General features: G+C 29.9%; 15 protein-coding genes and 2 tRNA genes. 10 read left to right on the forward strand and 7 right to left on the reverse strand.

Features of this window, described 5'->3' with window-relative positions:
• Nucleotides 1-200 precede the first annotated feature (200 nt).
• The 3 genes from accB to ACKU4C_RS00095 all read left to right on the forward strand — a co-directional run bounded on the left by accB (nt 201) and on the right by ACKU4C_RS00095 (nt 3,699).
• A complete protein-coding gene (accB, locus tag ACKU4C_RS00085; RefSeq protein ID WP_321313523.1) occupies nt 201-662 on the forward strand; it encodes an acetyl-CoA carboxylase biotin carboxyl carrier protein in 462 nt (153 codons plus the stop codon).
• A gap of 13 nt (nt 663-675) precedes the next feature.
• Nucleotides 676-2,028 (forward strand): acetyl-CoA carboxylase biotin carboxylase subunit, encoded by a 1,353-nt coding sequence (locus ACKU4C_RS00090; protein ID WP_321313525.1) that lies wholly within the window; start codon nt 676-678, stop codon nt 2,026-2,028.
• Nucleotides 2,029-2,241: 213 nt separating this feature from the next.
• Nucleotides 2,242-3,699 carry a DEAD/DEAH box helicase gene (locus ACKU4C_RS00095; protein ID WP_321313526.1) on the forward strand — a complete coding sequence of 486 codons (1,458 nt, stop codon included), beginning with the start codon at nt 2,242-2,244 and terminating at the stop codon, nt 3,697-3,699.
• A gap of 12 nt (nt 3,700-3,711) precedes the next feature.
• Here ACKU4C_RS00095 and ACKU4C_RS00100 read toward each other — a convergent pair whose 3' ends face one another.
• A complete protein-coding gene (locus tag ACKU4C_RS00100; RefSeq protein WP_321313528.1) occupies nt 3,712-3,921 on the reverse strand; it encodes a hypothetical protein in 210 nt (69 codons plus the stop codon).
• A 257-nt stretch (nt 3,922-4,178) separates the two neighbouring features.
• Between ACKU4C_RS00100 and ACKU4C_RS00105 the strand changes: the two genes are divergently transcribed.
• The 5 genes from ACKU4C_RS00105 (at nt 4,179) to ACKU4C_RS00125 (ending at nt 9,013) form a co-directional block, all read left to right on the forward strand.
• Nucleotides 4,179-5,762, forward strand: coding sequence for an inorganic phosphate transporter (locus ACKU4C_RS00105; protein WP_321313530.1), 1,584 nt, complete (start codon nt 4,179-4,181; stop codon nt 5,760-5,762).
• Nucleotides 5,763-5,783: 21 nt separating this feature from the next.
• Nucleotides 5,784-6,734 carry an AEC family transporter gene (locus ACKU4C_RS00110; protein ID WP_321313532.1) on the forward strand — a complete coding sequence of 317 codons (951 nt, stop codon included), beginning with the start codon at nt 5,784-5,786 and terminating at the stop codon, nt 6,732-6,734.
• A gap of 1 nt (nt 6,735) precedes the next feature.
• The gene (asnB, locus tag ACKU4C_RS00115) at nt 6,736-8,514 is read left to right on the forward strand and encodes an asparagine synthase (glutamine-hydrolyzing) (protein WP_321313534.1); all 1,779 of its coding nucleotides are present in this window, start codon (nt 6,736-6,738) and stop codon (nt 8,512-8,514) included.
• Nucleotides 8,515-8,629: 115 nt separating this feature from the next.
• Nucleotides 8,630-8,932, forward strand: coding sequence for a hypothetical protein (locus ACKU4C_RS00120; protein ID WP_321313537.1), 303 nt, complete (start codon nt 8,630-8,632; stop codon nt 8,930-8,932).
• 6 nt (nt 8,933-8,938) lie between these two features.
• Nucleotides 8,939-9,013, forward strand: a tRNA-Val gene (locus ACKU4C_RS00125).
• Nucleotides 9,014-9,408: 395 nt separating this feature from the next.
• Here ACKU4C_RS00125 and ACKU4C_RS00130 read toward each other — a convergent pair.
• The 4 genes from ACKU4C_RS00130 to ACKU4C_RS00145 all read right to left on the reverse strand — a co-directional run bounded on the left by ACKU4C_RS00130 (nt 9,409) and on the right by ACKU4C_RS00145 (nt 11,958).
• On the reverse strand, nt 9,409-9,714 hold the full coding sequence (locus ACKU4C_RS00130) for a hypothetical protein (RefSeq protein WP_321313539.1): 306 nt from the start codon (nt 9,712-9,714) through the stop codon (nt 9,409-9,411).
• 9 nt (nt 9,715-9,723) lie between these two features.
• Nucleotides 9,724-9,864 (reverse strand): hypothetical protein, encoded by a 141-nt coding sequence (locus tag ACKU4C_RS00135; RefSeq protein WP_321313541.1) that lies wholly within the window; start codon nt 9,862-9,864, stop codon nt 9,724-9,726.
• A gap of 374 nt (nt 9,865-10,238) precedes the next feature.
• Entirely contained in the window at nt 10,239-11,489 is a 1,251-nt protein-coding gene (locus tag ACKU4C_RS00140; protein WP_321313543.1) for a hypothetical protein, read from the reverse strand.
• Nucleotides 11,479-11,958 (reverse strand): ribonuclease HI, encoded by a 480-nt coding sequence (locus ACKU4C_RS00145; RefSeq protein ID WP_321313545.1) that lies wholly within the window; start codon nt 11,956-11,958, stop codon nt 11,479-11,481. Before ACKU4C_RS00145 ends, ACKU4C_RS00140 begins: the two co-directional genes overlap by 11 nt.
• 429 nt (nt 11,959-12,387) lie before the next feature.
• On the opposite strand from ACKU4C_RS00145, the gene ACKU4C_RS00150 reads away from it, so the two are divergent.
• Complete coding sequence (locus ACKU4C_RS00150; RefSeq protein WP_321313546.1) at nt 12,388-12,720, forward strand: hypothetical protein; 333 nt, start codon at nt 12,388-12,390, stop codon at nt 12,718-12,720.
• A 22-nt stretch (nt 12,721-12,742) separates the two neighbouring features.
• On the opposite strand, the gene ACKU4C_RS00155 is transcribed toward ACKU4C_RS00150, so the two are convergent.
• Together ACKU4C_RS00155 and ACKU4C_RS00160 are read right to left on the reverse strand one after the other, a co-directional pair.
• Complete coding sequence (locus tag ACKU4C_RS00155) at nt 12,743-13,000, reverse strand: hypothetical protein (protein ID WP_321313548.1); 258 nt, start codon at nt 12,998-13,000, stop codon at nt 12,743-12,745.
• A 72-nt stretch (nt 13,001-13,072) separates the two neighbouring features.
• Nucleotides 13,073-14,287: a tyrosine-type recombinase/integrase gene (locus ACKU4C_RS00160; protein WP_321313550.1), complete on the reverse strand. Its 1,215-nt coding sequence runs from the start codon at nt 14,285-14,287 to the stop codon at nt 13,073-13,075.
• Nucleotides 14,288-14,375: 88 nt separating this feature from the next.
• Between ACKU4C_RS00160 and ACKU4C_RS00165 the strand changes: the two genes are divergently transcribed.
• A tRNA-Val gene (locus ACKU4C_RS00165) sits at nt 14,376-14,450 on the forward strand.
• Nucleotides 14,451-14,583: the final 133 nt, after the last annotated feature.

The raw sequence follows: 14,583 nt of genomic DNA on the forward strand, positions 1-14,583 counted from the left end.
ATATAAATTTCATGTAAATTATATAAAAATTACAAAAAATAAAATTTCTAGATTTTGCTAAATTTTTATCAATTTTACTCTAAAAATTAGTAATTTTTGATAAAAAATGGATTCAAAACGATTTTTTTTTAAATTTAATAAAAGATTTTATAACAAAAAATATGGTAATATTCGAACAAATTTACAAAAAGAGGTAAAAGATGGATTTTAAAGAGATAAAAGAATTAATAAGAGTTTTTGATAAAAGTGAATTAAATAAATTAAAAGTTAAAGAGGGTGAATTTGAAGTTGCTATGCAAAAAGGTTTTGAAGGTGGTACAGTTGTTACAACTTCAGCACCAGTTGCACAAGTAGCTGCTCCTGCAGCACCTGCACCAGTTGCTACTCCTGCTGCGCAAGAGAGTGCACCTGCAGCAATTAGTGGAGATACAATTAATTCTCCTATGGTTGGAACTTTTTATGCATCACCATCACCAGAAGCTCAACCTTTTATAAAAGAGGGGGATACAGTTAAAAAAGGTCAAACTTTATGTATTTTAGAAGCTATGAAGATTATGAATGAAGTTGAAGCGGAGTTTGATTGTAAGATAGTAAAAGTATTAATTGAAAATGCATCTCCTGTAGAATACGATATGCCAATGTTCGTTGTAGAAAAATTATAATAGAGAATAGATTATGGCAGAAATTAAAAAAATTCTAATTGCTAATAGGGGAGAAATAGTTCAAAGAGCTATAAGAACTATTAGAGAGATGGGTAAAAAATCTGTTGCTATTTATTCTATCGGAGATAAAAATGCAGCATATTTAAAACATGCTGATGAAGCGATATGTATTGGTGATGTTAAATCAATCGATTCATATTTAAATATCCCTGCAATTATTACAGCAGCTGAAATTACTGGTTGTGATGCAATTTTCCCAGGTTATGGTTTCCTTTCTGAAAATCAAGACTTTGTTGAAATCTGTAGATTACATAATATTAAATTTATTGGACCATCTGTTGAAGTTATGGAAAAAATGGCTGATAAATCTAAAGCAAAAGATGAGATGATTAAAGCTGGTGTACCAGTTGTACCTGGTTCTGATGGTGCAGTTCATTCCGTAGAAGAGGGTAAAGAAGTTGCTGATGAGATTGGGTATCCAATTATGGCAAAAGCTGCTGCCGGTGGTGGTGGTAGAGGAATGAGACTTATTAAAAATCCTGCGGACTTCGAACAACTATTTATGGCAGCTTCTTCTGAAGCCTTAGCTGCATTTGGTGATGGTACAATGTATTTAGAAAGATTTATCAATAATCCTAGACATATTGAAGTTCAAGTTATTGGAGATTCTCATGGAAATGCAATCCATATTGGGGAAAGAGATTGTTCTTTACAAAGAAGACACCAAAAAGTTATTGAAGAATCACCAGCAATTTTATTAAATGATGAAACAAGAGCAAAACTTCATGGTGTAGCAGTAAAAGCAACTAAATATTTAAAATATGAGGGTGCGGGAACTTTTGAATTCTTAGCTGATGATAAACAAAACATCTACTTTATGGAGATGAATACAAGACTTCAAGTTGAACACCCAGTATCTGAAATGGTATCTGGTATGGATATTATTGAATGGATGATTAAAGTAGCAGAGGGTGAAAAATTACCTGCACAAGAAGAGATTCAATTCAATGGACATGCAATTGAAGTAAGAATTACTGCAGAGGATTCAAATACATTCTTACCTTGCCCAGGAAAAGTTAAACAATGGTTTGTTCCTGGTGGAAGAAATGTAAGAGTTGATTCACATGTTTATGCTGGCTATGATGTACCACCATATTATGATTCAATGATTGGTAAACTAATTGTATGGGGTAGAGATAGAGAAAAAGCTATTAATATCATGAAAAGAGCTTTAAATGAGTTCGAGGTTGAAGGTATTAAAACTACAATTCCTTTCCACAAAAAAATGATGGAAAATAAAGATTTTATCTCAAATAATTATGATACAAAATACTTAGAAGACTATAAAGGTCTTGATAGTATCTAGAAAATAGGGGCTCTCGCCCTTATTTAATAAAAGCTTAAATTTATCTAAAATTGGATATAATCCGCGAAACTATACACAAATATACTGTAAATACTTTGAGTATCGAATTTCAAGGCCTTGTTTTAGCATTTTAAAATCAGTTTTTAATTTTCTACTTTTTAAAACACCAGCTTATTAGTGTATGTTTTACTATTTAAATATATAAGGAAAATAATGACTTTTAATGATTTCAGTTTCAAAGAGAAATTACAAAAAGCGATTTTAGATGCAGGTTTTAAAGAACCAAGTCCTATTCAAAGAGATGCGATTCCAGTTGTTCTGTCGGGAAAAGATATAGTTGGACAAGCGCACACAGGTACAGGAAAAACTGCTGCTTTTGGTTTACCAATCATAAATATGATGGAAGGTAATAAAGAAGTAGAGGCTGTTGTAATTGTACCAACAAGAGAACTTGCAATGCAAGTTTCAGATGAACTTTTTAGATTTGGTAAACATTTATCAATAAATACGGCAACAGTTTATGGGGGTCAATCATATTCTAGACAGTTAAAACATATTGCAAATGCAGGAATAGTTGTAGCTACACCAGGTAGATTTTTAGACCTTTTAAGAGATAAAAAAATTGTGATTAACCCATCTTATGTAGTTTTAGATGAAGCTGATGAGATGTTAGATATGGGATTTTTGGATGATATCAAAGAGATATTTACATATATGCCATCTACTAGACAAACTTTACTTTTCTCTGCAACAATGCCTAATGCAATCAAGGCTTTAGCAAAAACAATTTTAGTTGAACCAGAGTTTATAACTATCACTAAATCAGAGATTACTAACTCAAAAATTACTCAAACATACTATGTTGTTGATGAGCATGAAAGAGATGATGCATTAATTAGATTATATGATTTCAAAAATCCTGATAAATCAATTATCTTCTGTAGAACAAAAAAAGAGGTTGATAGATTATCTACTTTCTTAGTATCGCAAGGTTTCTCAGCAAAAGGACTACATGGTGATATGGAGCAAAGACAAAGAGAAGAGGCTATTAACTCATTTAAAAAGGGTAAATTAGAGGTTTTAATTGCTACTGATGTTGCAGCAAGAGGTCTTGATGTAAATGATGTATCTCATGTATTTAACTATCATTTACCATTTGATTCTGAATCTTATGTTCACAGAATTGGAAGAACAGGTAGAGCAGGTAAAGATGGTATGGCTGTATCAATTGTTACGCCTCATGAGTTCAAAATGTTACAAAAAATACAAAAAGATACAGGTGGAAAACTAGAAGCAAAAGTTATTCCAAATATTAATTCAGTAAAAGAGAAAAAAACTGATTCTCTTAAAAGTAAAATAATTGAACAAAAAATTTATGATTCAGGTATAAATATTGTTGAATCTTTAAAAGAAGAGTATGATTTAACTACTATTGCACATAAATTAGCATCTATTTTGACAAATGACACTTATGTAAAAGGTAATAATTACATTGGTAAATCACAAATTGATATTGAAAGACTTATTGAAAGACTTAAAAATGATAAGGGTGATAGAAGTAATAGAAATAGAAGAGGTGGTTACTCAAATTCAAGAGGTAGAAACAACAATAGAAGAAGAAATTCTTCAGGTGGTGATAATAGAAAGTCATCAAGAAGTAGAAGAGGGTAATCCCTCTTTTACTTATTTATAGTAATTTTTTAAAGCTTTTTTAGCTCTTTTATAAGCTGCTTTTGTATCTCTACCAAACCCTCTAAAAGCACCATCTTTATTGAAAAATTCAATAATATTTAAATTCCCTTTTTTCATAGATATTACTCTGAAAATATCGAACTCTTTTTTTACTTTAGAGATTTTTGGAGAACTTTCGTCTGTAAGTATTGTAATACTCATTTTTTACTCCTTTTTTATTTATAAACTCTATATTTTATGACTATTGTATAGAAAAAACATTTCTTTGTCAAGAATTTTATTTAAATTATATAAAAAATTTTGAAATTTTGATATTTTTTTGGAATATTTTATAGAGAATGCTGATAATTTAAATATTTTAGTAATAAATATTTTAAGTTTACTTAAAGTCTAAGTAAATAAAAAACCAATATAATCCTAAAATATTTTAGTTTCAAAATGGTTACAAAAGGAAAAAATTGGATATTCAAACTTTAGACACAATAGATAGGGCTACAGAAAAGACCTTACCTTCTTTTGCTAAGTTTTCATTGGCATTGCTTTTTGTTGTAATAGTTTTTATTTGGAGTTATGCATCTCATGGTGCAATGCATAATAATATGTTTTTAGTTATTGGAGCAGTATTTGGTGCTTACATGGCTATGAATATAGGTGCAAACGATGTTGCTAATAATGTAGGACCAGCAGTTGGTTCTAAGGCAATGACTTTAATGTGGGCAATTATTATAGCTGCTGTTTTTGAAGCTGCTGGAGCTTTTATTGCTGGTGGGGATGTTGTTAAAACTATTAAAAAAGGGATTATTGACCCTGCTTTAATTTCAAATCCTGAAGTTTTTATTTGGGCTATGACGGCTGCCTTATTATCAGCAGCTTTATGGTTAAACTTTGCTACTTCTATTGGTGCACCTGTATCAACTACTCATTCTATCGTTGGGGGAGTAATGGGTGCAGGAATTGCTGCTGCTGGATTTTCTATTGTATCATGGGGAACAATGGGGAAAATTGCTGCTTCTTGGATTATTTCTCCTATTTTAGGTGGAGTTATAGCAGCAGGCTTTCTTTTTTTTATTAAGAAAAAAATCATGTTTAAAAAAGATTTGATTACTTCTGCGCAAAAATTTGTACCAATATTAGTTGCAGTTATGAGTTGGGCTTTTTCAACATATCTTATTTTAAAGGGTATTAAAAAGATAATTAAATTAGACTTTTTTACAGCAACTATTTTAGGTGTAATTTTTGCTATAATCGTGTATATTTTAGTAAAACCAATAATAGCAAAAGCTTCGCAAAAAATAAAAAATGATAGAGAAGGGGTAAATACTTTATTTACAATACCTTTAATCTTTGCAGCTGCACTATTATCTTTTGCCCATGGTGCAAATGATGTTGCAAATGCAATTGGACCTTTAGCTGCTATCAATGATGCTGTTACAAGTCATGCAATCTCATCAAAAGTTGGTATTCCATTTTGGGTTATGGCTGTTGGAGCAGTAGGTTTAGCAATAGGTTTGGCTTTATATGGTCCAAAACTTATCAAAACTGTTGGTTCTGAAATTACAGAACTTGACCAAGTTAGAGCATTTTCTATTGCTATGGCTGCTGCTATTACTGTTATTATTGCAAGTCAGTTAGGTTTACCTGTTTCTTCTACTCATATTGCTGTTGGTGGGGTATTTGGTGTAGGATTTTTAAGAGAGTGGCTGGATTCTAGTGAAGCTAAGTTTATAAGTGATACTAGAAAAAAATTTAAAAAAGACAAGAAACTTTTAGAATCTTATGAAGAAGAGTTGATTAAGTTAGAAGATTTAGAGAAAAAAAATAAATCAGATTATGTAAGAATTGCTGAATTGTATAAAGCAATTGATGAAAAAATTGAACAAGTTAAAGAGGATAAAAGAGAGTTCAAAACAGCAAAAAGAGTTAAATATGTAAAAAGAGATGCTGTTAAAAAGATTATAGCTGCTTGGGTTATAACAGTACCTGCTGCTGCATTTTTATCTGCTTGTGTGTTCTTTATGATTAAAGGTTTTATGGCTTCTTAAAAGCTAAACAACTACTTTTATTTGATAAAATACTCCTTTTTAAAGGAATATTTTATCGAAGCATTATTATCTGTCGCAACAATTTATCTTTTTATTATAATTGGTTTCATTTATAAAAAAGTATTTCAAAGCCAAGTAAATGAAAGAAGTTTTGTTTTACTTAATCTATATTTTCTTCAACCAATACTTATTTTTTGGGGATTAACGAGAGCTAAATTAAATGAAAATTTTTTAATCTCTCCACTTATATATTTTGTAGCAATTTTTATAACATTAGCTATTTCATTTATTTATGCCAAAAAACTATTTAAACAAAAACCACAAGATAAATCGGTGTTTTTAGCATGTTCTTTAGTTGGAAATACTGGAAATTTAGGTATCCCTTTAGGTATAGCTTTATTTGGTGAAGCTAGTGTACCTTATACCTCTATTTTAAATATTGCAAATGTTTTCTTTATCTATATATTTTCTGTTTACTTTTTTGCTGGGGATAAATTTAAATTTATTAATGCAATTAAAGAGATTATAAAAATACCAGCAATTCATGTTACAGTTATTGCAATAGCTTACAACTATTTTGATTTTACTTTGAATGAGGACTTTGATAAACTGTTTACTATGGGGGCATATGCAGCTATAGTTATGCAGTTGGTTGTCTTTGGTATATTTATGTCTCAAGTAAAAATAAAAACAGCGAATTGGAGTTTATCTATAAATGTAGTATTATTTAAACATATAGTATTGCCATTAATAGGTCTTTTTGTAATTTTATATTTTAATATAGATCCTTTTATTGGTTCTATTATATTCTTAGAGTTAATTGTACCTTTAGCTGTAAATAATGTTAATCTAGCTTCTTTATACAATTGTAAACCTGTAGATACTACATTTTCTATTTTGATTAGCAGTATTACATTTATAGTTTTAATATATTTATATATTTTGATTATTCATACTTTTTTTGGGATTTAATATGTGTGGTATTTTAGGTACAAATTTTTATTCAAACAATTTCAAAGAAGCTTTAGAAAATTTAAATAATAGAGGTCCAGATTTTAATTCCCATTTAGAAGTAGGTGGGGCTAATTTTGGACATACTAGGTTATCTATTATTGATTTATATGAAGAAGCTAACCAACCAATGGTTTTTGATGATATTTTAATTGTATTTAATGGTGAGATTTATAATTACAAAGAGTTGATTGAAGAGGAAAAACTTATTTGTAAAACCTCTTCTGATACAGAAGTTATAATTAGATTATATCAAAAGTATAAAGAGGATTTTTTAAATAAATTAAATGGTATGTTTTCATTTTGTATTTATAATATGAAAGAGAAAAGTTTTTTTTGTGCAAGGGATAGATACGGTAAAAAGCCATTTTTTTATTATTTTAAAGAGAATAAATTTATCTTTTCTAGTTCAATTAATTCTATTATAAAAATACTAGGAACTACTCCAAGTATAAATAAAGTTGCTATATCTCAATATATGCAATATTTTGTTCCCCTTGAAGATAATACCTTTTATAAAGATATAAATGCATTAGAAGCTTCCTATTATATGGTTTTTGATGGTAAAACAATAACAAAAAAGCGTTTTTATAAAATTAATACATATAAAAAGATTAAAGATGAAAAGGAAGCTTTACTTGGTATTGAGGAGTTACTTTTTAAAAGTGTTGAATCAAGATTAGTATCTGATGTAGAGGTTGGAAGTTTACTTAGTGGTGGTATTGATAGTTCATTGATATCTGCTTTATATTCTAAGATTACAAATAAAAGAATAAATACTTTTTCAATTGGATATAAAGAGTATAAAAACTATTGTGAGTTGGATTATGCAAAGATTACTTCAAAACATATAAACTCTTTGCACACTCCTGTAGAGATAGGAAAAGATGATTTTATAAATAATCTTGAAGATACAATAGAGGCTTTAGAACAACCCCATGGAGACAGTGCTGCAATCCCTTTAAATATATTAACAAAAAAAATACATAGCTTGGGTATAAAAACAGTATTAAGTGGGGAAGGAAGTGATGAACTGTTTTTAGGTTATGACAATTATGCAAAATTTTTAAAATATTATGAGTTTGAAAAAACTTTATCTGATGAGCAAAATAGTTTTTTAGATTCAATAATCAGTGCTTTACAAAATAATACTAAAGAGAGTGAATATTTAAGAAGAATTATTAAAAAACAAAATCTTTATAATTCATTTGGAGAAGTTTTTACAGATATTCAAAAGAAAAAGTTATTTAAAAAAGTTCCAACTTTTAAATCTGATTCACCCAAAAAAGATCCAGTTGATTGGATGAGTTATATAGACTTAAAAATATGGTTAGGTGAGGCTTTATTAAGTAAAGTTGATAGAATTTCGATGAGAAACTCTTTAGAGGTTAGAACACCTTTTTTAGATTATAGATTAGTAAATTATATGTTTAGTATTGATTCAAATATAAAAGTAGGGGATACTAATAAATATTTATTAAAGAAAATCGCATCAAAATATATACCTAATGAGATAATTAACAGAACAAAAAAGGGCTTTAATTCCCCTTTTAATGAATGGATTCATGAAGAGTATAAAGATTCTATCTTGGAGCTAATTTTAAGGGTAAATAAAAATACAAATTTTTTTAATGATGAGTATCTAAAACAAATATATGAATTGTCCAAAAAAAGAAAGTTTAAACAACATCTATGGTCACTTTTTGTTTTTTCTAAATGGTATGATAAAATTTATTTATAAATATTTTTTATTTGTAATATTTTAATAAGCTGTAAAAATATATAATAATTTTTCATTTTAAAGATTATCAAAGACAAAATTGATAATATTTTCAAAAGTGAAATGAAGGACTAAAATGAATTTATTAATACCTGTTGATTGTAACAGTAGACATGAGGCACTTTTAACAACTTTGGATGCATTAAAATATTGGGCATTTATTGAACTTGATGCTGGACAAATAGCTACTTGTAAATTTTATAAAGATAGAAATGATATTGAAGCTTGGGTTGAAACAGTTGTTGTTATAAACGAACAAGAATATGTATGGCAATTTATTGAAGAAAATATTGCTGTATTAGTCGCTCCTACACAAAGAAGTATTGACGAGATAGTTGAAGCTTTTCTTTTTAAAGAATTACACGACTTAAACGTTTAATTTAATGGTCGTATAACTCAGTGGTAGAGTGGCACCTTGACATGGTGTTGGTCACTGGTTCAAATCCAGTTACGACCACCATTGGATTTAACCTTGTAGATACCTTCAAATCGAACTTTCAAGTTCAAAACTTTAACATTTACAATCTTAATATAAACTTAAATATAGCTGAATGATACACACTTTTTTGTGTACCTTTTGCCTTTTTGTGTATCGTTTGTGTGTATCTTTTGATACCCAACGGGGGAGAATTAATTTGCTCTAATACGTATATGTCCTTTCAGATATTTTTACTATTTTTTATTAAACTATTATATAAATACAATGAGATAAACTTTAGAATAACTGTAGTTAGATTTAGTTTTTATCTGATATAATTACATTTGAGTGGATTATCCACCACACTTTAAGTAAGAGGCTACGCCGTCCAAGCTTTAGCCTCACTTTAAGCACTACTTTCATAGTAACTCCTAAGTTTATTTTTGACCCTTAGCCTTCTCTAGTTCCTCTAGTCTATCTATAACCTTCATCAGTAACTTATTGTTTAACTTTGCTCCAACTGCTATAGCCTGTTTCTTGTTTAATGAGTAGGTTTGGATAGTTTCAACTCTTCCTTTACCGCTTGTATATTGGAAATCCATTTTGGCTACCCAACCAAAACTTGGCTCTTCAGCTAACTTTGCTACCTTCTTCATAGCTTTACTATGTTGAACTTTAATCAAATCTGTAATCTCTTTAAGGGTGATTACAACCTCTCCATTGTTTGAATTAATTAACTCCATAGTCACCTCCTAAAAGCCACTATCGCTACTACTTGAGTAGCTACTATCAGAACTACTATAAGATGACCCTCCACTGTAAGAGCCTACAGTAGGATTATATGAACAGTTCCAGTCATCTTCAACTGTGTCATAGGTGTCCTCTTTAGTCACTGTAATGTCATCAAATAAAAGGTAATAGTAAAAGAAATAGGTAGTATAAAAGACACACGTAGTGAAGTAGTTACTTAAAGTCAGTCTATAGTTATATCTTAAGTCTTAACTCTAAGTCTATGATTATTTAGAAATGAGATTAAGGTCTAGCTATAGATATACTTTTAACTCTCCTATAGCTCTAACCTAAGCTCATTTCTATATTAATTAATTCATAGGTCATCTAGATTAACCATCCACTAAAGTTATTCTAAAGTCTCTACTTAAAGTAAGATTGTTGTTCTTTACAGATAAACCTCTGTAGATACCATCAATAGGAGCTTAATTTTCATATTGGACACTTTTAACTTCATACTTTGTGTCCATTAGTAATTTTAGTTGTGTCTACACCACTCTTTAAGTAACTCTCTCATCCTCTTTGAAGGGATATAAACACTTATAGATTTACCATCTCTTAGTCTAGACCTAAATAACCACTGTAGCATACTGTTAAGAGCATAAGTATCTTCATCAACATTTACACCATACTTATTAAAGTATTTAGTGATGTTTGGATTTAGAAATACATTGAACAAGTAAGCACAGTTTTTAACTTGTCTATATTCGTTAGAGCCTCTTATATTAAAAGGTACAAATCCTTTCTTCCACCCATTAACACCTAAGTCATCTTTAGCACTACCTAAACAAGTCCACATTCTATCTTCTCCATCATTCCAAACTCTTTTCCTTAGATGGTTTAGATTTGCTTTGAGGTCTCTATTCTCTCCCTCAGATAACTTCCTAGTTCTGTTTGAAGATAAGAAGTTAGGGCTATCTCCAATGGCGTTTAGTCTTTCATCTTCAATGATATTGATTAGGTCTCCATACTTTACATTAGGCTTTGGTTTGTACTGTACTTCATACTCAATCCCTTTAGCTTTTAAAAACCACATCAAAGGAGAACCTTCAAACTGATATGTAAGTATATAAACTTCTGTAAATGAGTTGAAGAGACTCTCTGACATTTCCCATAGATAAATACTACCATCTAAAAGGATTAAGTTGCTACTATCAATCAACTGTTTCTCTTTGTAGAAGTTATCTCCCTTCTTTCTATCAGGGTATTTCTCATAGTTCCAACATAAGGTTACTCCATCATCAGATAGATAGACATACTCATGCTCAAAGAGTTCCTTTTTGTTGTTTGATGTAATCTTATACTCTTGTATAGGGTCTACAACTTCATCAAGTACAGCTACATAAGACAACTCAGAGATTATCTCTTGTACATCTGAACCTATATTAGTTAGCATTTGATGGGTTGTAACTATGTTTTCTCTTTGTTTAAGAAGTTCTATTAAGTCCTCTTTTTTCTGTCCTCTACCTTTCCTTAGAGGGTGCTTGAACTCTAGCTCTGAACAGTTAAACTCTGAGAGTTCATCATAGATTAAACTTCCATCTTTGAGTCTCTTTGGTTCATCATTCTTCTTAGATATAGGTTGAGTTCCTGCATATCTATGACATTCACTAATGAACTGAGTAAAACATATCCACTTCTTAAAACTTTGTTCTTTCATTTGCTTTATAATGCCTTGACTCTTACCTGAGCCACATACACCATCAATTATAGTAATCTTAGTATCCATAATGAACACCTCTATTACTATGTAACTTTATAGCCTCACTTCTAGCTATATCATCTACAAGTTCATTCTCATAGATACCACTATGAGCTTTAACCCATATAGCTTTAACTTGATGTTTAGCTGATACCTCTAAATACTCTTTCCAAAGGTCTACATTAGCAACCTTCCTAAAGTTCTTTCTTATCCAACCTTCAAGCCATTCATTAATAGCTCTTACAGTAATGTTTGAGTCACTATAGACTGTAACTCTTGAAGGCTTTTTAATTGCCTTTAGTCCTTCAATGATAGCTGTTATTTCCATACGATTGTTCGTAGTATCTAACTCACTACCTTTAATTATCTTTTGATGTTTCTTGTTTGGTGTCTGTAGTAATGCACAGTATCCTCCAGTTCCATTTCTGCCATTATCTAAACAAGAGCCATCAGTAAACATCACAACTTCTTTTAGTTGTACTTTATTGTTGTTCATCTGAACCTCCTTTTATGATATTGATTTTAGTTTTGGATTGTTTATTCCTAGAGTCAGCACTCTTGATTTACTCCTATGTGAGTACCCCTTAAGAAAAAGCCTTAATAAAGGTGTTTTTAGAAGTTGATAAGTTAAACTCTCTTCCTAGGTTTGTCCCTCTTAAGAGAAGTACCTAATTAAGGGATTTGTTGAGATTGTTAAATTAGGTTCCCTCCTATAGGTCGTTATCTTTAATAAAATATTCTGTGAGGAGGCTACAAAGCTTTTTAGTTGTTAGGTAATAAAAGTATTAGGGTAAATTAAAAGAAGAGCTGTAAGGTGGACTTACTGACCTCTTTTCTTTAAGTAACAATATAGGTATTATATATTTTTTTCTAATTCTTTATTTTGTAAAATTACATACTTAATTATATTATCAAAGGAGTAAGAGTGAATATAAATCAAGCTATAATGCTTTTAAAAGGTACAGACAAACTTGAACCTATGAACCATAAAACCAAAAGTTTAAAAGGATTTCAGCTAAGAACTATATTACTACTTATTGTAATTGCACAAAAAGAAGGAGAAAATCAAGCATATTTCAAAGAAAATCTTAATTGGACTTTCAATAGCGTGTCAACACATACAAGAACATTAATTGAGTATGGATTTATTGTACAAGGGGATGACGAAAGAGACCCTAGATACCAAAGTAAAAGACTCTATTTAGCACCTAAAGTCAGAAAAGTTTTAGAAGAACAACTTAGTTTAGAAATTAACTAAAGCAGACTCTTAAAGTCTGCCTCTAAGCCACTTCTCTAGCCTCATCTATAACTCCCTCTAACTCATTTCTTTTAACCTTATCAATAGCAATCTCTTTAAGCTCTGTAAGGGCACCTACAAGCTCTTTTTCTAATTTGGTTACTCTTTTATATAGTTCACAACCTTTAGAGCCTCTAAGGTCATCTACATAAATACCTTCATCATTTTCATTACCAATACATAGACTACCATCTACAACTCTCAGCATTTGTCCTATACTTTCTAATTCAATATACATCATTGTTTTATCCTTTGTATTTAATTGGTCTTAGTGACCTTATAGAAATTAGATTAACCTAACCTCTATAAGAGACTATAGACACTCTATAGCCTCTCTAAGGGTTTCAATAGGGTAACCTTTAACATATCTACTCATAGTCATTGTAGAGTGTGAGTGTCCCATAAGCTCAGATATAACTTCAGGATTAACTTTATTGGCTATGAGATTAGTAGCAAATGTATGTCTTAGGGAATATAAAGACTTACCTTTAGTATCTTTAAATGACCTCTTAACTAATCTACTGAAACTATTACTAATCCAGTCAGCTTTAGTATTCTCTATAATGTTCTTAAACTCATTTATTCTATAAAGTAACTTACTATGGATAGGTATAAGTCTATAACTTGAACTTGTCTTTAGTTTTTCTGTAATGTTCTTTAGGTCAAAGCATAAAACACCTTCATAGTCTACTATATTACATTTATACAACTCTGACCTTCTCATCCCTGAGTAATAAGATACTTCATATAGATACTTAAGGTCATCATTAGTGTGACTAAAGACTATCTCTAGGTCATCCTTTGTTAGTATTGCTTTCTCTCCTCTTGATGAGGTATCCCCTTTACGATTGATTACAAGTGTTTTAGGTATGTTATGACTATAGCAATTAAGTTCTTTTGCAAAAAATAGTAGTGACTTTATCCTCTTTAGGTTCTTGTTTATTGTATCTTCTGATAGTAAATGTTCTTTAGCTATCTTTAGAGTTCCTTTATTGACTTTTGAGACTAATTCTAGTTGATTTACAACTCTGTACTTATAAAAGTTTCTACTAGGTAGCTTCATAAACAATGTTCTTATCTTTAAGAGCTTGTCATAAGTAAGTTCTTCTATATCTAAATCTCTTTTCTTGAATAAAACCTCCATAAGTAATGGTAAGTATTCATTAAAGAAATACTCTCTATATCTATACTCTTTATATGTCACATTAGATTGTTCAAGATATAACTTAATGAAATATGATAGTTTCTTTTTCTGTTCTTTAGTTTTCTTTGTTGTTAGTTTTAGTTCACTCTTTAGTAGCTCTACAATAGTCTCTTTAGGTATAGACTGTATCTTACTTAATTCAACTGCTTCATTGATAAGGTTATTAAGTTTAATTGCTTTAGTAATAGCTTGAGTTTCATTTGTACCTAGTGCTTTAACTACTTCTCTTGCACCTATAATCTCTTCAAGTGGTTTAGGGGTTCTTCTTCTATACTTAAAAAAGCCATTAGTTGATGACTTCAAATATGATAGGACAGTGCTCATAAAATAACTCCAAGTGTTTATTCTTGAAGTTCTTTTGTGTATCTTTTGTGTGTACCTTTAGTACTTACAGTCTACCAAACGTCGAGCTGGTCGTATAACTCAGTGGTAGAGTGGCACCTTGACATGGTGTTGGTCACTGGTTCAAATCCAGTTACGACCACCATTGGATTTAATTTTAAAACACTTTTTATTAATACTAATATTATAATCTAAAATTATACTTACTAAAAATTATTTTAAAAATAATTATGATAAAATTTTTACATCTTGATAAAACGATTCTTCCAACCTATTTT

It is taken from the genome of Halarcobacter sp. (assembly GCF_963676935.1).
Classification (GTDB): Bacteria; Campylobacterota; Campylobacteria; order Campylobacterales; family Arcobacteraceae; genus Halarcobacter.

What these genes read in the sequence shown, in the direction of transcription:
- ACKU4C_RS00130 (WP_321313539.1), bottom strand. Translation starts at nt 9,714, where the DNA reads ATGGAGTTAATTAATTCAAACAATGGAGAGGTTGTAATCACCCTTAAA.
- ACKU4C_RS00090 (WP_321313525.1), top strand. Translation starts at nt 676, where the DNA reads ATGGCAGAAATTAAAAAAATTCTAATTGCTAATAGGGGAGAAATAGTT.
- accB (WP_321313523.1), top strand. Translation starts at nt 201, where the DNA reads ATGGATTTTAAAGAGATAAAAGAATTAATAAGAGTTTTTGATAAAAGT.
- ACKU4C_RS00095 (WP_321313526.1), top strand. Translation starts at nt 2,242, where the DNA reads ATGACTTTTAATGATTTCAGTTTCAAAGAGAAATTACAAAAAGCGATT.
- ACKU4C_RS00155 (WP_321313548.1), bottom strand. Translation starts at nt 13,000, where the DNA reads ATGATGTATATTGAATTAGAAAGTATAGGACAAATGCTGAGAGTTGTA.
- ACKU4C_RS00145 (WP_321313545.1), bottom strand. Translation starts at nt 11,958, where the DNA reads ATGAACAACAATAAAGTACAACTAAAAGAAGTTGTGATGTTTACTGAT.
- ACKU4C_RS00100 (WP_321313528.1), bottom strand. Translation starts at nt 3,921, where the DNA reads ATGAGTATTACAATACTTACAGACGAAAGTTCTCCAAAAATCTCTAAA.
- ACKU4C_RS00120 (WP_321313537.1), top strand. Translation starts at nt 8,630, where the DNA reads ATGAATTTATTAATACCTGTTGATTGTAACAGTAGACATGAGGCACTT.
- asnB (WP_321313534.1), top strand. Translation starts at nt 6,736, where the DNA reads ATGTGTGGTATTTTAGGTACAAATTTTTATTCAAACAATTTCAAAGAA.
- ACKU4C_RS00140 (WP_321313543.1), bottom strand. Translation starts at nt 11,489, where the DNA reads ATGGATACTAAGATTACTATAATTGATGGTGTATGTGGCTCAGGTAAG.
- ACKU4C_RS00160 (WP_321313550.1), bottom strand. Translation starts at nt 14,287, where the DNA reads ATGAGCACTGTCCTATCATATTTGAAGTCATCAACTAATGGCTTTTTT.